We start from the raw sequence: 16,621 nt of genomic DNA, 5'->3' as shown, positions 1-16,621 counted from the left end.
CATCATAGCTATGCGTGAAGGCAGCTGTTATAAAAATGGCAACTGATTAGCACGCTACTTCAGCCCAGTCGCAAGATATGAGCGGGCGTGTCTGCACAGTGGCGTTCGGTCACATCAAGCAGGCAAGCGATCATGGCAATGAACCGTGTCCAGTTCCAGGCAGGGCTGTCGCTGCCAGGATTTTTGGCGCGTTACGGCAGTGAAGTGCAATGCGAGCAAGCGCTGGAAGCCACCCGCTGGCCGGACGGGTTCACCTGCCCGCGCTGTGCAGCCAAACGTTGCAGCAAGTTTTACCGGTATGAACAGGCTTACTGGCAGTGTTTGCAGTGCCGCCATCAAAGCAGCCTGCGGTCGGGGACGGTGTTCGAGCACAGCCGGCTGCCCTTGAGGACCTGGCTGCTGGCGATGTATCTGCTGGGCCAGAGCAAGACCAACCTGTCGGCTTTGGAGTTGATGCGGCACCTTGGGGTGAGCTATCCGGCCGCCTGGCGGATGAAGCACAAGCTGATGCAGGCCATGGACGAACGAGAAGCAGGGCGCAAACTCGGCGGCGTGGTGCAACTGGATGATGCCTATCTGGGCGGGGAACGCAACGGCGGCAAGGCGGGCAGAGGTTCGGAGAACAAGCGTCCTTTTGTCATTGCCGTGGAGACCACGCAGGACGGTCGTCCACGGCAGGCGGTGATCGATCCTGTGCCGGGCTTCACCAAGGCGGCGCTGGCCGATTGGATCGAGCGGTGGTTGCGGCCGGGGGCTGACGTGTATAGCGACGGACTGGGCGCTTTCCGGGTCCTGGAGGCTGAGCATGCCCATACAGTGATCGAGGGAAGTGGCCGGAGCCGTTGCGAGGAAGCCAACGCCCGCTGGGTCAACGTGGTGCTGTCCAATCTGAAGCGGTCACTGGACGGGGCGTATCACGCCTTCAAGTTCACCAAGTATGCGCATCGCTATCTGGCCGAGACGCAAGGGCGGTTCAACCGGCGCTTTGATCTGGCGGCCCTGGTGCCGCGACTGCTGGTGGCCGCAGCCCGGATCAAGCCATGGCCCGAATCTCGTTTGCGCGCTGTCCCAGTCTTTTCGGCTGAAGTAGCGTGCTAGTCAGGTGAGGATTTCGTGCCGGCCGATCATCCACTGCGTCCGGTCCGGCTGATGATCAATGAAGCGTTGGTGCGATTGGACAGCCTGTTCGCCGCCATGTACGCCTCCAGCGCCAAGGGCGGTCGCCCCAGCATTGCGCCGGAGAAGTTGATGCGTGCGATGCTGCTGCAGGTGTTCTACAGCATCCGTTCGGAACGGCAATTGATGGAGCAGGTGCAGTACAACTTGCTGTATCACTGGTTCATCGGGCTGTCGATGGACGATGCGGTGTGGGTGCCGACGGTGTTCAGCAAGAATCGGGAACGGCTGATCGAACACGATGCGGTGATTGCACTGTTCAATGAAGTGGTGGAGATCGCCGATGGACGCGGCTGGCTGTCGGGCGAGCATTTCAGCGTGGATGGGACGTTGATCCAGGCCTGGGCCGGGCACAAGAGCTTCAAGCGCAAGGACGGCAACGACAAGGACGGCGACGATTTCCGTGGACACTCCCGCAGCAATGACACGCACGTTTCCACCAGCGATGCGGATGCGCGGCTGTATCGCAAGGGCAATACGGCCAGCGAACTGCGCTACATCGGGCACACGCTGAGCGACAACCGCCATGGGTTGATCGCCAATGCACGCGTGACGCGAGCGGATGGATACGCCGAACGCGAAGCGGCCAAGGCGATGATCGCCGATGCCCGGCAGGCGGCAGCGCCGGAGGCGGTGCTGACCCTGGGAGCGGACAAAGGGTATGACGCGGCCGAGTTCATCCAGGGGCTGGAGGAACTGAAGGTCGTGCCGCACGTGGCGGAAAACACCTCGGGTCGGCGTTCGGCGGTGGCAGATGCGGTGGCGGCCAGTGAGGGGGATGCGATCTCCCAGCGCAAGCGCAAGTTGATCGAGCAGGGATTTGGCTGGGCCAAGGCCGTGGGTCGTATCCGGCAGGCGATGGTGCGCGGCCTGGAAAAGGTGGACCAGATGTTCGTGCTGAACATGGCGGCCTACAACCTAGTGCGAATGCGCACGCTGGGACAGTTGCGCCTGCCGACCGGGGCAAGGGCATGAACCGGGGTATCCGGGTTGCTTGGATGCCGTATTGCTGGGGGAAATGTGCTTTTTTCGGGCTGGCCTGCCCGATCAGCAGCGGTCGCAGGAATCGGCAACGCTCTGACCAGCGGTAGATGGGCTTTGGTATTTCAGCAGCCTGCTAGGCCCGCAGCGCAAGTACGCGCTGCGAGCAATGTTCAATGCATTGTGCCGGATGGCGCATGCTGGAGCGCCGTGGCACCTGCTGCCCAACGCCCCCCCCTACGAGCCAGAGTCCTGCATCGGAGTGGGCTCGTTCAGACCTTCCCTAATCCTATAGCTAAATGGCGTTACTCAACATACCATCGCATTGGATAGATATATTTTCCATTCGTATATACCTCGCCAGCAGCAATCTTTATATCAACCTCGGCGTACTGACCAGATGTATTCAAAAGATAATGACCTGAAATGGATGGATTACTGGGAGAGCCAAACTGACCCCCCATCCCAATATTCATATAGTGATCGTCATGACTCACGCAAACCACAGCTTGCGAATCATCCAGCTTCATGGATGTATTTGTACATATCACACTCCAAGTATGACGCGTATTCTGACTTGGCGCGGTCACAAGAACTTTGACGCTGGCTCCATTGTCCACTGCTGTCCGGAGCGATTGTAACGCCCCCCCCTGAAACACTCCCACTAGCATCTGTTGCATACACCAAAGTCCAAGCTTGCGAGGTACCCGCGACCAGAGTGAGAGCGGAAAAAAGGAAAAATTTACGAAAAATCATAATCATCCCCCATCAAAAATAAGAGGATGTGTCCTGTAATATATTTATTACCACGTATTTGCCAAATTCGTACAACTATATTGCATTTATTTTATCACCTGCGATAACCAGAGATGCGGTGCTGGCATCGGCATCGCATCTATCCAGTGCAAGACGCGATGATCGGCATGCGTCCTTCATCGTCGATACGCGGCCAGTGCAACCCTGCATGTGACAGATGATCCCTTCGAGGATTGCTGGACCCGCACCACACTGGTCGCACAGTGTCGATCGCGGCTATGCTGGCTTTGCTCGGAAGCAGCCTGCAGCAACGCGGCCACGGAGCATGCCAGGGCAGCCTGCTGATCCGGCACATACATTGCATCACTAGCAGATCGGGCCGCACCCGGCAGCTAAGCCTCATACCGCGATCGCTGTTTTTTCTTCAAGCAAGATGGTCAAGCCTGCATGACTTCCCCCACCCTGGTCAGCATCGTCATGCCGGCCTACAAGTTCCGGTACTTCGAGCGGACGCTCGACAGCGTGCTGGGCCAGACCTATCCGACGCTGGAACTGGTGATCTGCGACGACAATCCCGATGGCACGATTGCCGCGGCGGTGGAGCGCAAGCGCGCAAGCGCGAGCTTCCCGATCCGCTACGAGCGCAACCCGTTCCGTCACGGCGAACTGGGCAGCACCATCAAGGGCATCGGCCTCGCGCAGGGCGAATACGTCAAATTCCTGCACGACGACGACGTGCTGGAACCCGATTGCATCGCCGCGCTGGTGCAGGCCATGCAGTCGAGCCCCGACGTGGTGCTGGCTTCCTCGCGCCGGCAGCGCATCGACGGCGACGACGCGCCGCTGCCGGACATCCACGCCACCAGCTTCCCGTTCGCCAGCGACGTGCTGCTCGACGGTCCCGAACTGTTGTCCTTCCTCGCCGATCACACCATCAACTTCATCGGCGAGCCCAGCTGCGTGCTGTGCCGGCGCCAGGATCTGCTGGAGATCGGCGATCAGCTGATGATGCTCGACGGCCGCCTGATCCACTGGGTCGGCGACCTGGCGCTGTACGCCAAGCTCCTGCACCGCGGCAACCTCGCCCTGCTGGCCAGGCCACTGACCCGCTTCCGGGTGACGCAGGACCAATACAGCCAGGCCGGCCGCGACCGGCCGGGGATCGGCGACCAGGGCCACGCCGATTTCCGCCGCGGCGTGCGCGCCATGGGCTGGTACCGCGGCGACGGCGACGTGCGCCTGGTCCATGTGACCCCGCTGGACGGTGGCGACGCCGCACCGGTCGATCTGCTGCAGGCGATCCAGGCCGAGTATGCGCGCGGCCGCGCCCAGCTGGCGCTGCGCGACTGGCAGGCGCAGCGCCAGCTGCCGCCGGTCCAGCGCGCCCTGTTCGACGCGCGCCTGGCGGAGCTGGGCGGCGGCGCGCGGCTCGCGGTGCTGTTGGATGCGCGCAACGGCGACACGGACGCGCTGCACGCCAGCCTGCACAGCCTGCTGCTGGACGGCGCCGCCTTCGCCACGCTGAGCGTGGCCGTGCTCGGCGCCGCGACGGCCACGCCGTGGCCGGATCCACGGGTGCGGCATCTGCCGCTGGCGTCCGCCGACGAAGCCGCAGACCTCAACGCCGCACTGGCCGAACTCGGCCACGCGGACTGGTTCCTGTGCGCCAGCGCCGGCACCCGTTTCTACGCAGGCGGCCTGCTGCGGTTGCTGCTGGAACTGGCGCAGCAGCCGCACTGCAGCGCGCTGTATGCCGACGAATGGCTGGCGCTGGACGGCCAGACCCAGGCCCCAGTGCTGCGCCCGGATCCGGACCTGGACCTGTTGCTGGGCAATCCGCTGGCGACCGCCGGGCATTGGGTGTTCCGCCGCGCCCTGGTGCAGGAGCTGGGCGGGTTCGATCCCGATCACGACGGCGCACTGGAACTGGAGCTGATCCTGCGCCTGTTCCAGCGCGATGCCGGCGCCAGCCTGGCGCATCTGCCCGAGCCGCTGCTGATCGCGCCACCGACCGACGCTGCCGCGGGCGCCGAGGCGCGCCAGCGCGCCGTCGCCAGTCACCTGCGCGCACGCGGCTATGCGGCCGCCCAGGTCCATGCGCTGCCAGGCGGTCTGCAGCGCATCGACTACGGCCACGCCCAGCAAGCCCCGGTCTCGATCGTGACCATCGCCCAGGACAATCTGCCGGCCCTGCAGCGCCTGGTGGTCGGCCTGCTCGAGACCACCGCCTACCCGGCCTACGAACTGCTGCTGGTCGACAACGCCAGCACCTCGCCGGCGGTCGGCGCATGGCTGCAGGCGGTGGCCGAACTGGGCAACGGCCGCATCCGCGTGTTCGCGCTGGAGCAGCGCGTGGCCCAGGCCGAGGCGCGCAACCTGGCCGCGACCCAGGCGCATGGCGACTACCTGCTGTTCCTGGACGCCGACAGCGCCGTGGTCCAGGGCCGCTGGCTGCACGAACTGATGAACCATGCGCAGCGCCCGGAGGTCGGCATCGTCGGCGCCAAGGGCGTGTCCGCGGACGCCACCATCACCCACGCCGGCTTGCTGCCGGGGCTGTTGCCGGGCACCGGCCATGCCTTCGCCGGCGAGCCGATGGCGCAGTCCGGCTACATGGGCCGGCTGCAGGTGGCGCACCGCTACAGCGCCGTGTCCGAGCGCTGCATGCTGGTGCGGCGCGACCTGTTCGAGCGGCTGTCCGGGTTCGATGCGGGCGGGTTCGGCGACGGTGGTGCCGACGTGGACCTGTGCCTGCGCGCCGCCGCGCTGGGCGAATGGACCCTGTGGACGCCGGAAGCGCTGCTGCTGCAGCCCGCCGCGCCGCCACGGCCGCAAAGCGCCGACGACGCGCTGCTTCAACGCTGGCTACCGGTCATGGCACACGATCCGGCCTACTCGCCGAGCCTGGGCCTGGAGCAGCCGGGCGGCTTCAAGCTGGGCGAATCCGAGTTCTCCTGGCAGCCGCTGGCGTGGAAGCCGCTGCCGCGGATCCTGGCGCATCCCGGCGACGCGTTCGGCAGCGGCCACTACCGGGTGATCCAGCCGTTCCAGGCGCTGGCCGAGGCCGGGCAGATCGACGGCGTCTACTACGCGCGCCTGCTCGACCCGGTGGAGATGGAGCGCATCGCCCCCGATGCGGTGGTGGTGCAGCGCCGGGTCGGCGACGTCGAGCTGGCGAAGATGGAGCGCATGCGCCGTTTCTCCACCGCCTTCAAGGTCTACGAGCTGGACGACTACCTGCCCAACCTGCCGCTGAAGAGCGTGCATCGCGAGCAGATGCCCAAGGACGTGCTGCGCTCGCTGCGCCGCGCCGCGGCGCTGGTGGATCGGGTGGTGGTGTCCACCCCCGCCCTGGCCGAGGCCCTGGCCGGCCTGCATGCGGACATCCGCGTGGTCCACAACCGGCTGGATCCACGCATGTGGGGCGATCTGCCCGCGCCGACCAGGACCAGCGCAGGCGCCAAGCCGCGGGTCGGCTGGGCCGGCGGCGCCAGCCACACCGGCGACCTGGAATTGATCGCCGACGTGGTGCAGGCGCTGGCCGGCGAGGTGCACTGGGTGTTCATGGGCATGTGCCCGGAGCGGCTGCGCCCGCATGTGGCCGAAGTGCACCCGGGCGTGGACTTCGAACGCTATCCGCAGGCGCTGGCCGCGCTGCGCCTGGACCTGGCGCTGGCGCCGCTGGAAGACAATCTGTTCAACCGCTGCAAGAGCAACCTGCGCCTGCTCGAATACGGCGCCTGCGGCTACCCGGTGGTGGCCAGCGACCTGCCGCCCTACCAGAACGGGTTGCCCGCCACCCTGGTCAAGAACCGCTTCCGCGACTGGGTCAACGCCATCCGCATGCACCTGGCCGATGCCCCTGCCCGCGCCGCGGCCGGCGAGGCGCTGCACACGGCGGTGCGCCGCGACTGGATGCTGGAAGGCGCCAACCTGCAGGCCTGGCGCGCGGCCTGGCTGACGGACTGAGCGCAGCGGCCGCCGGAACCGGCACCAGGATTGCATCCTGATCCGGGCCAGGACCCGCGCCGGCGCGGCGCGTCAATCGGCCGTCACCAGGGGAGCGAAGACCGCGACCGGGCTGCGTCGGGAAGCCGACGCCGCCGTCGGCCCTCCCACGGCACCTTCTCCCTTGTCCCCCCGGGAGAAGGTGCCCCGAAGGGGCGGATGAGGGTACGGGCGAAGCTTGGTATCGTTCGATGCGGCCATGCGTTCGCCCGTCCTTCCGGGTAGCCGATCGGCACCCGCCGGATTTCGGCACACCGCTTGCATCCATCCCGGGTAGCCGCCCCGGCATGGACATCCCCGTATGAGCGACTCCATCAGTTCCATCCTCTCGCAGATCCGCAGCTACCAGAGCCAGGTCGGCCAGGCCGCGCCTGCGCAGGTGGCCGATGCCGGGCGCAGCAATGCGATCGAGGGCCTGACCGGGACCCAGGGCACGCAGGGCCCGAGCTTCAGCGACACCCTGCGCAGCGCGATCAGCGGCGTCAACGAAACCCAGCAGAAGGCCGGCGATCTGGCCAAGGCCTTCGAAATGGGCGACCCCAACGCCGGCCTGGCCAAGGTGATGATGGCCGCGCAACAGTCCCAGGTGGCGTTCCGCGCCACCGTGGAAGTCCGCAACCGACTCGTCCAGGCGTACCAGGACGTGATGAACATGCCGCTGTAAGGTAGACAACGATGGCTCTTGCGCTCAGCAAAGACACTCTCAGCGGCGAAAAGGCAGGCGCCTGGTTCGATCGCCTGCAGAGTCTGCAGATCACTCGCCGCATCGGTCTGATGGCGATGATCGCCGTGGCCGTGGCCGCGGGCCTGTTCGTGTTCTTCTGGTCGCAGAAGCCCGCCTACACCCCGCTGTACACCGGCCTGGACGAAAAGGGCACGGCCGAGGCCACCGACCTGCTGCGCACCGCGCAGATCCCGTTCAAGCTCGACCAGACCACCGGCGCGATCACCGTGCCGGAGGACAAGCTCTACGACGCGCGGCTGAAGCTGGCCGGCTCCGGCCTGACCGAGAACGGCGGCAACATGGGCTTCGAGGTCATGGAGAAGGATCCGGGCTTCGGCGTCAGCCAGTTCGTCGAGAACGCCCGCTACCAGCACGCGCTGGAGACCGAGCTGGCGCGCACCATCGCCAGCCTGCGCCCGGTGCGCGAGGCGCGGGTCCACCTGGCCATTCCCAAGCCCAGCGCGTTCACCCGCCAGCGCGACGTGGCCAGCGCCTCGGTGGTGCTGGAACTGCGCGGCGGCACCACCCTGGAGCGCAACCAGGTCGATGCGATCGTCAACATGGTCGCCTCCAGCATCCCCGACCTGACCCCGGAGCGGGTCACCGTGGTCGACCAGAGCGGGCGCATGCTGACCATCGCCGACCCGAACAGCGACGCGGCCCTGAACGCGGCCCAGTTCGAGCAGGTGCGGCGCCAGGAAAGCTCCTACAACCAGCGCATCCGCGAGCTGCTGGAGCCAATGACCGGCCCCGGCCGGGTCAATCCGGAAGTCAGCGTGGACATGGATTTCTCGGTCACCGAGGAAGCGCGCGAGCTGTACAACGGCGAGCCGCCGAAGCTGCGCAGCGAGCAGGTCAGCGACAGCAGCACCGCCGCGAGCGGCCCGCAGGGCATCCCCGGCGCGACCAGCAATTCGCCGCCCGGCGCCGCCGCACCCGGACAGCCCGGCGCCGCCGGCACCCCGGGCGCCACCCCGGCCAACGCCCAGCAGGCCGCCGCCGCGACCCCGACCGAAAGCTCCAAGAGCGCCACCCGCAACTACGAGCTGGACCGCACCCTGCAGCACACCCGGCAGCCGCCGGGCCGGATCAAGCGCGTGTCGGTGGCGGTACTGGTCGACCACGTGCCGCGGCCCGGCGCCAAGGGCAAGATGGTCGAGCAGGCGCTCAGCGCCGCCGAGCTGACCCGCATCGAAGGCCTGGTCAAGCAGGCGGTCGGTTTCAACGCCGAGCGCGGCGACACCGTCTCGGTGATGAATGCGCCGTTCGTGCGCGAAGCGCCGGAAGCGGCGGACAAGCCCGGTTGGTGGGAAGATCCGCGGGTGATGAACGGCTTGCGTCTGCTGCTCGGCGCGGCGGTGGTGCTGGCCCTGCTGTTCGGCGTGCTGCGCCCGGCGCTGCGCCAGATCGCCGGCCCGGCGCCGGCCAAGAACAAGAACGCCGGCAAGGACAAGTCCGAGCCGCACAACGCCAATGTGTCGATGCTCAACGACGACGACCCGCTGCTGCCGTCGATGGCCGACGACACCGCCAGCATCGCCGGCGGCAGCCGTCCCGCGATCGCGCTGCCCGACGCCTACGAAGAGCGTCTGCGCCTGGCGCGCGAAGCGGTCAAGCAGGATTCCAAGCGTGTCGCGCAAGTCGTGAAGGGATGGGTGGCCAGTGAAGCCTGATGCAGATGCAATGAACGGGACCCAGCGCGCCGCGGTGCTGCTGTCGCTCGGCGAAAGCGATGCGGCCGAAGTGCTCAAGCACATGGAACCCAAGGAGGTGCAGAAGATCGGCATCGCCATGGCGACCATGAGCGGCATCTCGCGCGACCAGGTCGAGAAGGTGATGGACGAGTTCAACAACGAACTCGGCAGCAAGACCTCGCTGGGCGTGGGCGCCGACGACTACATCCGCAACGTGCTGGTGCAGGCGCTGGGCGCGGACAAGGCCGGCGGCCTGATCGACCGCATCCTGCTCGGCCGCAACACCACCGGTCTGGACACGCTGAAGTGGATGGACCCGCGCGCGGTCGCCGACCTGGTGCGCAACGAACACCCGCAGATCATCGCCATCGTCATGGCGCACCTGGACAGCGACCAGGCCGCCGAGGCGCTGAAGCTGCTGCCAGAGCGCGTTCGCGCCGACGTACTGATGCGCATCGCCACCCTCGACGGCATCCCGCCGAACGCATTGAACGAACTCAACGAGATCATGGAGCGGCAGTTCTCCGGCAACCAGGGCCTGAAATCGTCCAACGTCGGCGGAGTCAAGGTCGCCGCCAACATCCTCAACTTCATGGACAGCGGCCAGGACCAGGGCGTGCTGGCGGCGATCGGCAAGATCGACGCCGAGCTCAGCACCCGCATCCAGGACCTGATGTTCGTGTTCGACAACCTGGTCGAACTGGAAGACCGCGCGTTGCAGACCCTGCTGCGCGAAGTCAGCGGCGACCGCCTCGGCCTGGCCCTGCGCGGCGCCGACATCAAGGTGCGCGAGAAGATCACCAAGAACATGTCGCAGCGCGCCGCCGAGATCCTGCTCGAGGACATGGAAGCGCGCGGCCCGGTACGCCTGGCCGATGTGGAAGGCGCGCAGAAGGAAATCCTCACGATCGTGCGCCGGCTGGCCGATGAGGGCGTGATCAGCCTCGGCGGCGCGGGTGCGGAGGCGATGGTATGAGCGGCAACGTGGTGCGCTGGTTCGCGCCGGAACTCAATGCCGCGCCGGCGCCGGAGCCGCAGTTCGAGGACGCCTTGCCGGAAGAACCGGTCCTGCGCCCTCCGACCCTGGAAGACATCCAGGCGATCGAGTCCGCCGCGCAGCACGAAGGCTTCGAGCGCGGCCACGCCGAGGGCCTGGCCCAGGGCCAGGCCGAGATCCGCCGCCTGACCGCGCAGATCGAAGGCATCCTGGACAATTTCTCGCGGCCGCTGGCGCGGCTGGAAAACGAAGTGGTCGGCGCGCTCGGCGAACTGGCCGTGCGCATCGCCGGCAGCCTGGTCGGACGCGCCTACGAGGCCGATCCGGCGCTGCTGGCCGAACTGGTCGGCGAAGCGCTGGACGCGGTCGGCGGCGCGCGCCGCGAGGTCGAGGTGCGCCTGCACCCGGACGACATCGCCGCGCTGACCCCGCTGCTGGCCTCGATGGCCGACGGCACCCGGCTGGTGCCGGACCTCACCCTGAGCCGCGGCGACCTGCGCGTGCACGCCGAAGCGGTACGCATCGACGGCACCCTGGAAGCGCGCCTGCGCGCGGCGCTGGAGACGGTGCTGCGCAAGTCCGGAGCGGGCCTGTGAGCGCGCTGTCCGGCACCCATCCGGCCGACTGGCTGGACGCGCGCAACCTGCGCCTGGCCTCGCGCCTGGGCCAGCTCGGCCTCGACGCCGCCGCCGGCCGCGGCCTGATCCGCGAAGGCATCCTGCGCCGCGCGGTCGGGCTGACCCTGGAAGCGGTCGGCTGCGAGGCGCCGATGGGCGCCACCTGCAGGGTCGAGGTCGACGGCGGCTGGGTCGATGCCGAGGTGGTCGGGTTCTCCGGCGAGCGCACCTCGCTGATGCCCAGCGCCGAAACCCACGGCCTGCTGCCCAACGCGCGGGTGGTGCCGGTGCGCCGCCGCGGCGGCGTGGAAGTGGGCGAAGGCCTGCTCGGCCGGGTCATCGATTCGGATGGCGTGCCGCTGGACGGCAAGGGCCCGATCCGCGCCGAAGGCTCGGTCGGCATGGCCGGTATCTCGATCAACCCGCTGGCGCGCGAACCGATCACCATGCCGCTGGACGTGGGCGTGCGCGCGATCAACGCGCTGCTGCCGATCGGCCGCGGCCAGCGCGTGGGCCTGTTCGCCGGCTCCGGCGTCGGCAAGTCCACCCTGCTCGGGATGATGACCCGCTACACCGCCGCCGACGTGATCGTGGTCGGGCTGATCGGCGAACGCGGCCGCGAAGTGCGCGATTTCGTCGAGACCACGCTGGGCGAGGAAGGCCTGCGCCGCGCCGTGGTCGTGGCCGCGCCGGCCGACCGCCCGCCGCTGGCGCGCCTGCACGGCGCCTACCGCGCCACCGCGATCGCCGAATGGTTCCGCGACCAGGGCCTGAACGTGCTGCTGCTGATGGATTCGCTGACCCGCTTCGCCCAGGCGCAGCGCGAGATCGGCCTGTCGGTCGGCGAGCCGCCGACCACCCGCGGCTACCCGCCGTCGGTGTTCGCCAAGCTGCCGGCGCTGGTCGAGCGCGCCGGCAACGGCGCCAAGGGCCGCGGCTCGATCACCGCGTTCTACACCGTGCTGACCGAAGGCGACGATCCGCAGGACCCGATCGCCGATGCCGCCCGCGCCATCCTCGACGGCCACATCCTGCTGTCGCGGCGCGTCGCCGACAGCGGCCTGTATCCGGCCATTGACGTGGAATCCTCGGTCAGCCGCGTGGTCCAGGACATCGCCGACGAGCCGTGGCGGCTGCGCATCCGCGCGCTGAAGCGGCTGGTCTCGGCGTACTCGGCCAACCGCGACCTGATCACCATCGGCGCCTACCAGCGCGGCAACGATGCGGCCGTGGACGAGGCGCTGGAGCGCTGGCCGGAGATCATGGAATTCCTCGGGCAGGATGTCGCCAAAGCCGCAGATCTGCCCCACAGCCAAGCCGCGTTGAAGCGCCTGGTCGAACGTGAGAATTAAGCCATGATGCAATCACAGCGTATCGATCCCCTGCTCCGCCGTGCCCAGCAGCACGAGGACGAGGTCGCCCGCGATCTGGCCGAGCGCCAGCGCGCGCTGGAGACCCACGAGTCGCGGCTGGAAGAACTGCGCCGCTACGCCGAGGAATACGCCAACAGCCAGATGTCGGCGACCAGTCTGGCGCAACTGGCCAACCGCCGCGCGTTCCTGGATCGCCTGGAAAGCGCCGTGCAGCAGCAGTGCCAGACCGTGGACCGCAATCGCGAGAAGGTGGAAATGGAACGCAGCCGGCTGCTGCTGGCCAGCCGCGACAAGCAGGTGCTGGAACAACTGGCAGCCAGCTACCGCGCCCAGGAACGCAAGGTCGACGACCGCCGCAGCCAGCGCGAGATGGACGACCTCGGCGCGCGCCGGGTGCGCCTGGCGGTGGCCGCCGCCGACAGCGACTACGAGAACGGAGACAGCCGATGAGCAACCCACTTTCCGCGCTGGGCGGCAACGCCCGCGCCAGCGCCTCCAGCAACAGCGGCGATCCGCAGGGCCAGGGCCGCAGCGGCGGCCAGGACTTCGACAAGCTGCTCGGCAACGACGGCGCGCGCGCCGCGCCCAAGCCGGCGCCGCGACCCAACGCCAACAAGACGCAGCAGGCCGCGGCCGACAAGGACGCGGCGGCCAAACGCCCGCAGAGCGAGGAAGACACCGCCAGCGAGCCGGCGCGCAGCGCGCAGGCCGGCGCGCAGGCCGCACGCGACAACCAGAAGAGCGGCGACGAAGCCAAAGCCCCGGCCAAGGCGCCGTCCAAGGGCAGCAAGGCCGACGCCAAGCAGGGCGAGGACGCCGAGGAAGACGCCGGCTGGCCGCCGGCCGGCCTGGCCGGCATCGGCATGAGCCTGTTGCCGACGCTGGCGGCCGCGCTGCCGGCGGCGAGCGCCGGTCCGCTGGGCGCGGCCGGGCTGGCGATCGGCGTCGCCGGTGCCGCCGCCCAGGGCGTGGCCGCGCTGCTCGGAGGCGACACCCTGGCTGCAGCGGCCGGCGCCGAGACCGCCGCCGGTGCGGCCGCGACCGCCGCCGCGCCGGCGACCGCTGCGGCCAGCGCTGGCGCCAGCGCCGCCGGCGGTTTCGGCGGCATGCTGGCGCAGGTCGCCGGGGCCGCGGCGCAGGCGGCCAGCGGCGGCGACGCCGCGGCACCGGTCGCCGCGCTGGCGGCGCTGGCGAGCGCCACCGACAAGAGCACCGACAGCGGCAGCAACGTCGCCAGCACCGGCACCGATCCGATCAACCTGCTGGCGACGGCCGGGATCCACGCGCCGGCGCGCAGCGCCGACCCCGCCGCGCCGTTCACCGGCTCGCCGACCCCGACCCCGAACCTGCACGGCGACCACTTCGACGACGAACTGGGCGCACGCATGAGCTGGCTGGCGGACCAGAAGATCGGCCACGCCCACATCAAGCTCAGCCCGGCCGACCTGGGCCCGGTCGAAGTACGCCTGCATCTGAGCGGCGACCAGGTCAACGCCAGCTTCTCCAGCGCCCAGCCAGAAGTGCGCCAGGCGCTGGAGAACAGCCTGCCGCGGCTGCGCGAAATGCTCGGCCAGCACGGCTTCCAACTCGGCCAGGCGGACGTGGGCCAGCAGCAACAGCAGGCCTCGCAGAACGCCCGCCAGGGCGGCGGGTCGAACGGCGGCAATGCCGCTGGTGGCACTGGCGACGAGCTGCTGGGCAGCGTCGGGATTCCGTCGGTGGTGCTGCGCCAGCGTGGCCTGCTGGACGCCTACGCCTAATCCAGCGGCAGCATCGCGGCCGGACCGACGCCGGCCGCTCCTTGTGGGAGGGGCTTCAGCCCTGACGGGCATCACTGATAAAGCCCGCCGGGACTGAAGTTCCTCCCATAAAAAACGCCGCATGGCGGGCCGTCGCGGCCCGCGTCAAATATCCGGCAAGCCCACCCCGCCGTTTCGGCACACCGATTGCATCCTCAGGGGCAGAGTCCCCCCTTAAGGAGCCCATCCGTGGCAGCAGCAGCCGACAAATCGAAGAAATCCGCCGACGCCAAGGACCCCAAAGAGGCCCCGGAGGGCGGCAAGTCGAAGAAGAAGCTGCTGATCATCGTCATCGCCGCGGTGCTGGTGCTGGGCGGCGGCGGCGCCGGCGCCTGGTTCTTCCTGAAGAAGCCCGACGCCGCACATGGCAAGCCCGCGGCCAAGACCGCCGAACTGCCCAAGCCGGCGCAGTACTTCGCGATGGACCCGGCCTTCGTGGTCAACCTCAACGGCAGCCCCGACGAGGGCCCGCACTATCTGCAGATGGAAGTGCAGCTGATGACACGCGACCCGGAAGAGCTGAAGCTGATCACCGAGAACGCCCCGGCGATCCGCGCGCACCTGCTGATGCTGTTCTCGCAGGTGAAGGCGCAGGACATCGCCGACATCGCCGGGCGCAAGAAGCTGCAGGCCGCGGCACTGGCCGACGCGCAGAAGCTGATGACCGCCGAGACCGGCAAGAAGTGCGTGGAAGAGCTGCTGTTCACCAGCTTCGTGACCCAGTAAGGGCCGACGACAATGACCGACCTGCTTTCCCAAGACGAAATCGATGCCCTGCTGCATGGCGTCGATGCCGGCGCGGTGGACACCGGGCCGGCGCCGCCGGAGCCGGGCGAAGCGCGCCAGTACGATTTCTCCAGCCAGGACCGGATCATCCGCGGGCGCATGCCGACCCTGGAGATGGTCAACGAACGCTTCGCGCGGCTGTGGCGCATCGGCCTGTTCAACCTGATCCGACGTTCGGCCGACATGTCGGTGCGCGGCATCGACCTGATCAAGTTCAACGACTACATGCATTCGCTGTACGTGCCGAGCAATCTGAACCTGATCAAGTTCAAGCCGCTGCGCGGCACCGGCCTGATCGTGTTCGAGCCGACCCTGGTGTTCACCGTGGTCGACAACTTCTTCGGCGGCGACGGCCGCTACCCCACCCGCATCGAAGGCCGCGAATTCACCCCGACCGAGATGCGGGTGATCCAGCTGATGCTCAAGCAGACCTTCGCCGACCTGCACGAGGCCTGGGCGCCGGTGATGGAAGTGGAGTTCGAATACATCAATTCCGAGGTCAACCCGCACTTCGCCAACATCGTCACCCCGCGCGAATACGTGGTGGTCAGCCGCTTCCACGTGGAGCTGGAAGGCGGCGGCGGCGAGATCCACATCACCCTGCCGTATTCGATGCTGGAGCCGATCCGCGAACTGCTCGACGCCGGCATCCAGAGCGACCGCGTGGACCGCGACGAGAGTTGGAACATCATGCTGCGCGAGCAGCTCAACACCGCCGAGGTCACCGTCTCCAGCGTGCTGGCGCACAAGCAGATGACCTTGCGCGAGCTGACCCGGCTGAAGATCGGCGATGTGCTGCCGATCGATCTGCCCAAACACGTGCCCCTGTGCGTGGAGAACATCCCGGTGTTCACCGGCGAGTTCGGCATCTCGCGCGGCCAGAACGCCGTGAAGATCACTTCGACCCAACCCCCGGGCGCGCTGCGCCGCCGCCCCGCCCTTCAGGAAGACGCGTCATGAGCCAGAACGAAATCCCCGAGCCGGTCCCGGCCCAGTTCGACAGCCTGCAGCCGGAAACCGGCAGCGAGGGCGGCGAACTGAATCTGGACATGATCCTGGACGTACCGGTGACGCTGTCGCTGGAAGTCGGGCGCAACCGCATTCCGATCCGCAACCTGCTGCAGCTCAACCAGGGCTCGGTGGTGGAACTGGAGCGCGGCGCCGGCGAGCCGCTGGACGTGTACGTCAACGGCACCCTGATCGCGCACGGCGAAGTGGTGACGATCAACGACCGCTTCGGCGTGCGCCTGACCGACGTGGTCAGCCCCAGCGAGCGCATCCGGAGACTGCGGTGAGCCTATTGCTCGCAGCCGCCACCCAGGCGGCCAGGTCCGCCTCGGGCGTCGGCAGCGCCGCGCCCTCGCCGCCGAGCCTGATCGGTGCGGTGCTCGCCCTGCTGCTGGTGCTGGGGTTGATCCTGGGCATGGCCTGGGTGCTCAAGCGCCTGCCCGGCAGCGGCTTCCGCCCGGCCGAGGGCCTACGCGTGGTGGCCAGCCTGGCGGTCGGCGCCAAGGAGCGTGTGGTGGTGATCGACGTCAACGGCGAGCAGCTGCTGCTCGGGGTGTCGCCGGGCGGGATACGCACCTTGCATCACCTGCCCGAGCCGCTGCCGCAAGCGCCGGCGCCGTCGCTGCCGAACCTCAGGCAGCTCAAGCACCTCCCCGATTTCGCCCAGCTGCTTGCACAGAAGCTGCGCAAGGACAAATGACC

The 16,621-nt window shown here is 68.1% G+C and carries 15 protein-coding genes; 14 read left to right on the top strand and 1 reads right to left on the bottom strand.

The window, feature by feature from the left end; all coding sequences use genetic code 11:
- Window positions 1-132 precede the first annotated feature (132 nt).
- Both KHF85_RS09820 and KHF85_RS09815 read left to right on the top strand, forming a co-directional pair.
- A complete protein-coding gene (locus KHF85_RS09820) occupies window positions 133-1,098 on the top strand; it encodes an IS1595 family transposase (protein WP_284569411.1) in 966 nt (321 codons plus the stop codon).
- 15 nt (window positions 1,099-1,113) lie between these two features.
- A complete protein-coding gene (locus KHF85_RS09815) occupies window positions 1,114-2,151 on the top strand; it encodes an IS5 family transposase (RefSeq protein ID WP_458296510.1) in 1,038 nt (345 codons plus the stop codon).
- A gap of 311 nt (window positions 2,152-2,462) precedes the next feature.
- Here KHF85_RS09815 and KHF85_RS09810 read toward each other — a convergent pair whose 3' ends face one another.
- The gene (locus KHF85_RS09810; protein WP_284569409.1) at window positions 2,463-2,687 is read right to left on the bottom strand and encodes a hypothetical protein; all 225 of its coding nucleotides are present in this window, start codon (window positions 2,685-2,687) and stop codon (window positions 2,463-2,465) included.
- 673 nt (window positions 2,688-3,360) lie between these two features.
- Between KHF85_RS09810 and KHF85_RS09805 the strand changes: the two genes are divergently transcribed.
- The 12 genes from KHF85_RS09805 (at window position 3,361) to fliO (ending at window position 16,619) form a co-directional block, all read left to right on the top strand.
- Window positions 3,361-6,882 carry a glycosyltransferase gene (locus KHF85_RS09805; RefSeq protein WP_409976684.1) on the top strand — a complete coding sequence of 1,174 codons (3,522 nt, stop codon included), beginning with the start codon at window positions 3,361-3,363 and terminating at the stop codon, window positions 6,880-6,882.
- Between the two features lie 340 nt (window positions 6,883-7,222).
- A complete protein-coding gene (fliE, locus tag KHF85_RS09800) occupies window positions 7,223-7,585 on the top strand; it encodes a flagellar hook-basal body complex protein FliE (protein WP_003472382.1) in 363 nt (120 codons plus the stop codon).
- 11 nt (window positions 7,586-7,596) lie between these two features.
- On the top strand, window positions 7,597-9,318 hold the full coding sequence (gene fliF, locus KHF85_RS09795; protein WP_284569408.1) for a flagellar basal-body MS-ring/collar protein FliF: 1,722 nt from the start codon (window positions 7,597-7,599) through the stop codon (window positions 9,316-9,318).
- A gap of 10 nt (window positions 9,319-9,328) precedes the next feature.
- A complete protein-coding gene (fliG, locus tag KHF85_RS09790; RefSeq protein WP_284569407.1) occupies window positions 9,329-10,315 on the top strand; it encodes a flagellar motor switch protein FliG in 987 nt (328 codons plus the stop codon).
- Complete coding sequence (locus tag KHF85_RS09785) at window positions 10,312-10,932, top strand: FliH/SctL family protein (protein WP_284569406.1); 621 nt, start codon at window positions 10,312-10,314, stop codon at window positions 10,930-10,932. The genes fliG and KHF85_RS09785 overlap by 4 nt, the downstream gene beginning before the upstream one ends.
- On the top strand, window positions 10,929-12,305 hold the full coding sequence (locus tag KHF85_RS09780) for a FliI/YscN family ATPase (RefSeq protein ID WP_003472374.1): 1,377 nt from the start codon (window positions 10,929-10,931) through the stop codon (window positions 12,303-12,305). Before KHF85_RS09785 ends, KHF85_RS09780 begins: the two co-directional genes overlap by 4 nt.
- 3 nt (window positions 12,306-12,308) lie before the next feature.
- Window positions 12,309-12,776 carry a flagellar export protein FliJ gene (fliJ, locus tag KHF85_RS09775; RefSeq protein WP_003472372.1) on the top strand — a complete coding sequence of 156 codons (468 nt, stop codon included), beginning with the start codon at window positions 12,309-12,311 and terminating at the stop codon, window positions 12,774-12,776.
- Window positions 12,773-14,086, top strand: coding sequence for a flagellar hook-length control protein FliK (locus KHF85_RS09770; RefSeq protein WP_284569405.1), 1,314 nt, complete (start codon window positions 12,773-12,775; stop codon window positions 14,084-14,086). Before fliJ ends, KHF85_RS09770 begins: the two co-directional genes overlap by 4 nt.
- Before the next feature lie 228 nt (window positions 14,087-14,314).
- A complete protein-coding gene (locus KHF85_RS09765; RefSeq protein ID WP_284569404.1) occupies window positions 14,315-14,851 on the top strand; it encodes a flagellar basal body-associated FliL family protein in 537 nt (178 codons plus the stop codon).
- Between the two features lie 12 nt (window positions 14,852-14,863).
- Window positions 14,864-15,871 (top strand): flagellar motor switch protein FliM, encoded by a 1,008-nt coding sequence (fliM, locus tag KHF85_RS09760; RefSeq protein WP_064539664.1) that lies wholly within the window; start codon window positions 14,864-14,866, stop codon window positions 15,869-15,871.
- Complete coding sequence (fliN, locus tag KHF85_RS09755; protein WP_064539665.1) at window positions 15,868-16,206, top strand: flagellar motor switch protein FliN; 339 nt, start codon at window positions 15,868-15,870, stop codon at window positions 16,204-16,206. Before fliM ends, fliN begins: the two co-directional genes overlap by 4 nt.
- Complete coding sequence (gene fliO / locus KHF85_RS09750) at window positions 16,203-16,619, top strand: flagellar biosynthetic protein FliO (protein ID WP_284569403.1); 417 nt, start codon at window positions 16,203-16,205, stop codon at window positions 16,617-16,619. Before fliN ends, fliO begins: the two co-directional genes overlap by 4 nt.
- The last annotated feature ends 2 nt before the right edge of the window (window positions 16,620-16,621 follow it).

Source organism: Xanthomonas graminis pv. graminis (genome assembly GCF_030168915.1).
GTDB lineage: Bacteria > Pseudomonadota > Gammaproteobacteria > Xanthomonadales > Xanthomonadaceae > Xanthomonas_A > Xanthomonas_A translucens.
The sequence above is the reverse complement of the archived record's forward strand: the minus strand, read 5'-3'. Positions and strand labels throughout refer to the sequence as shown.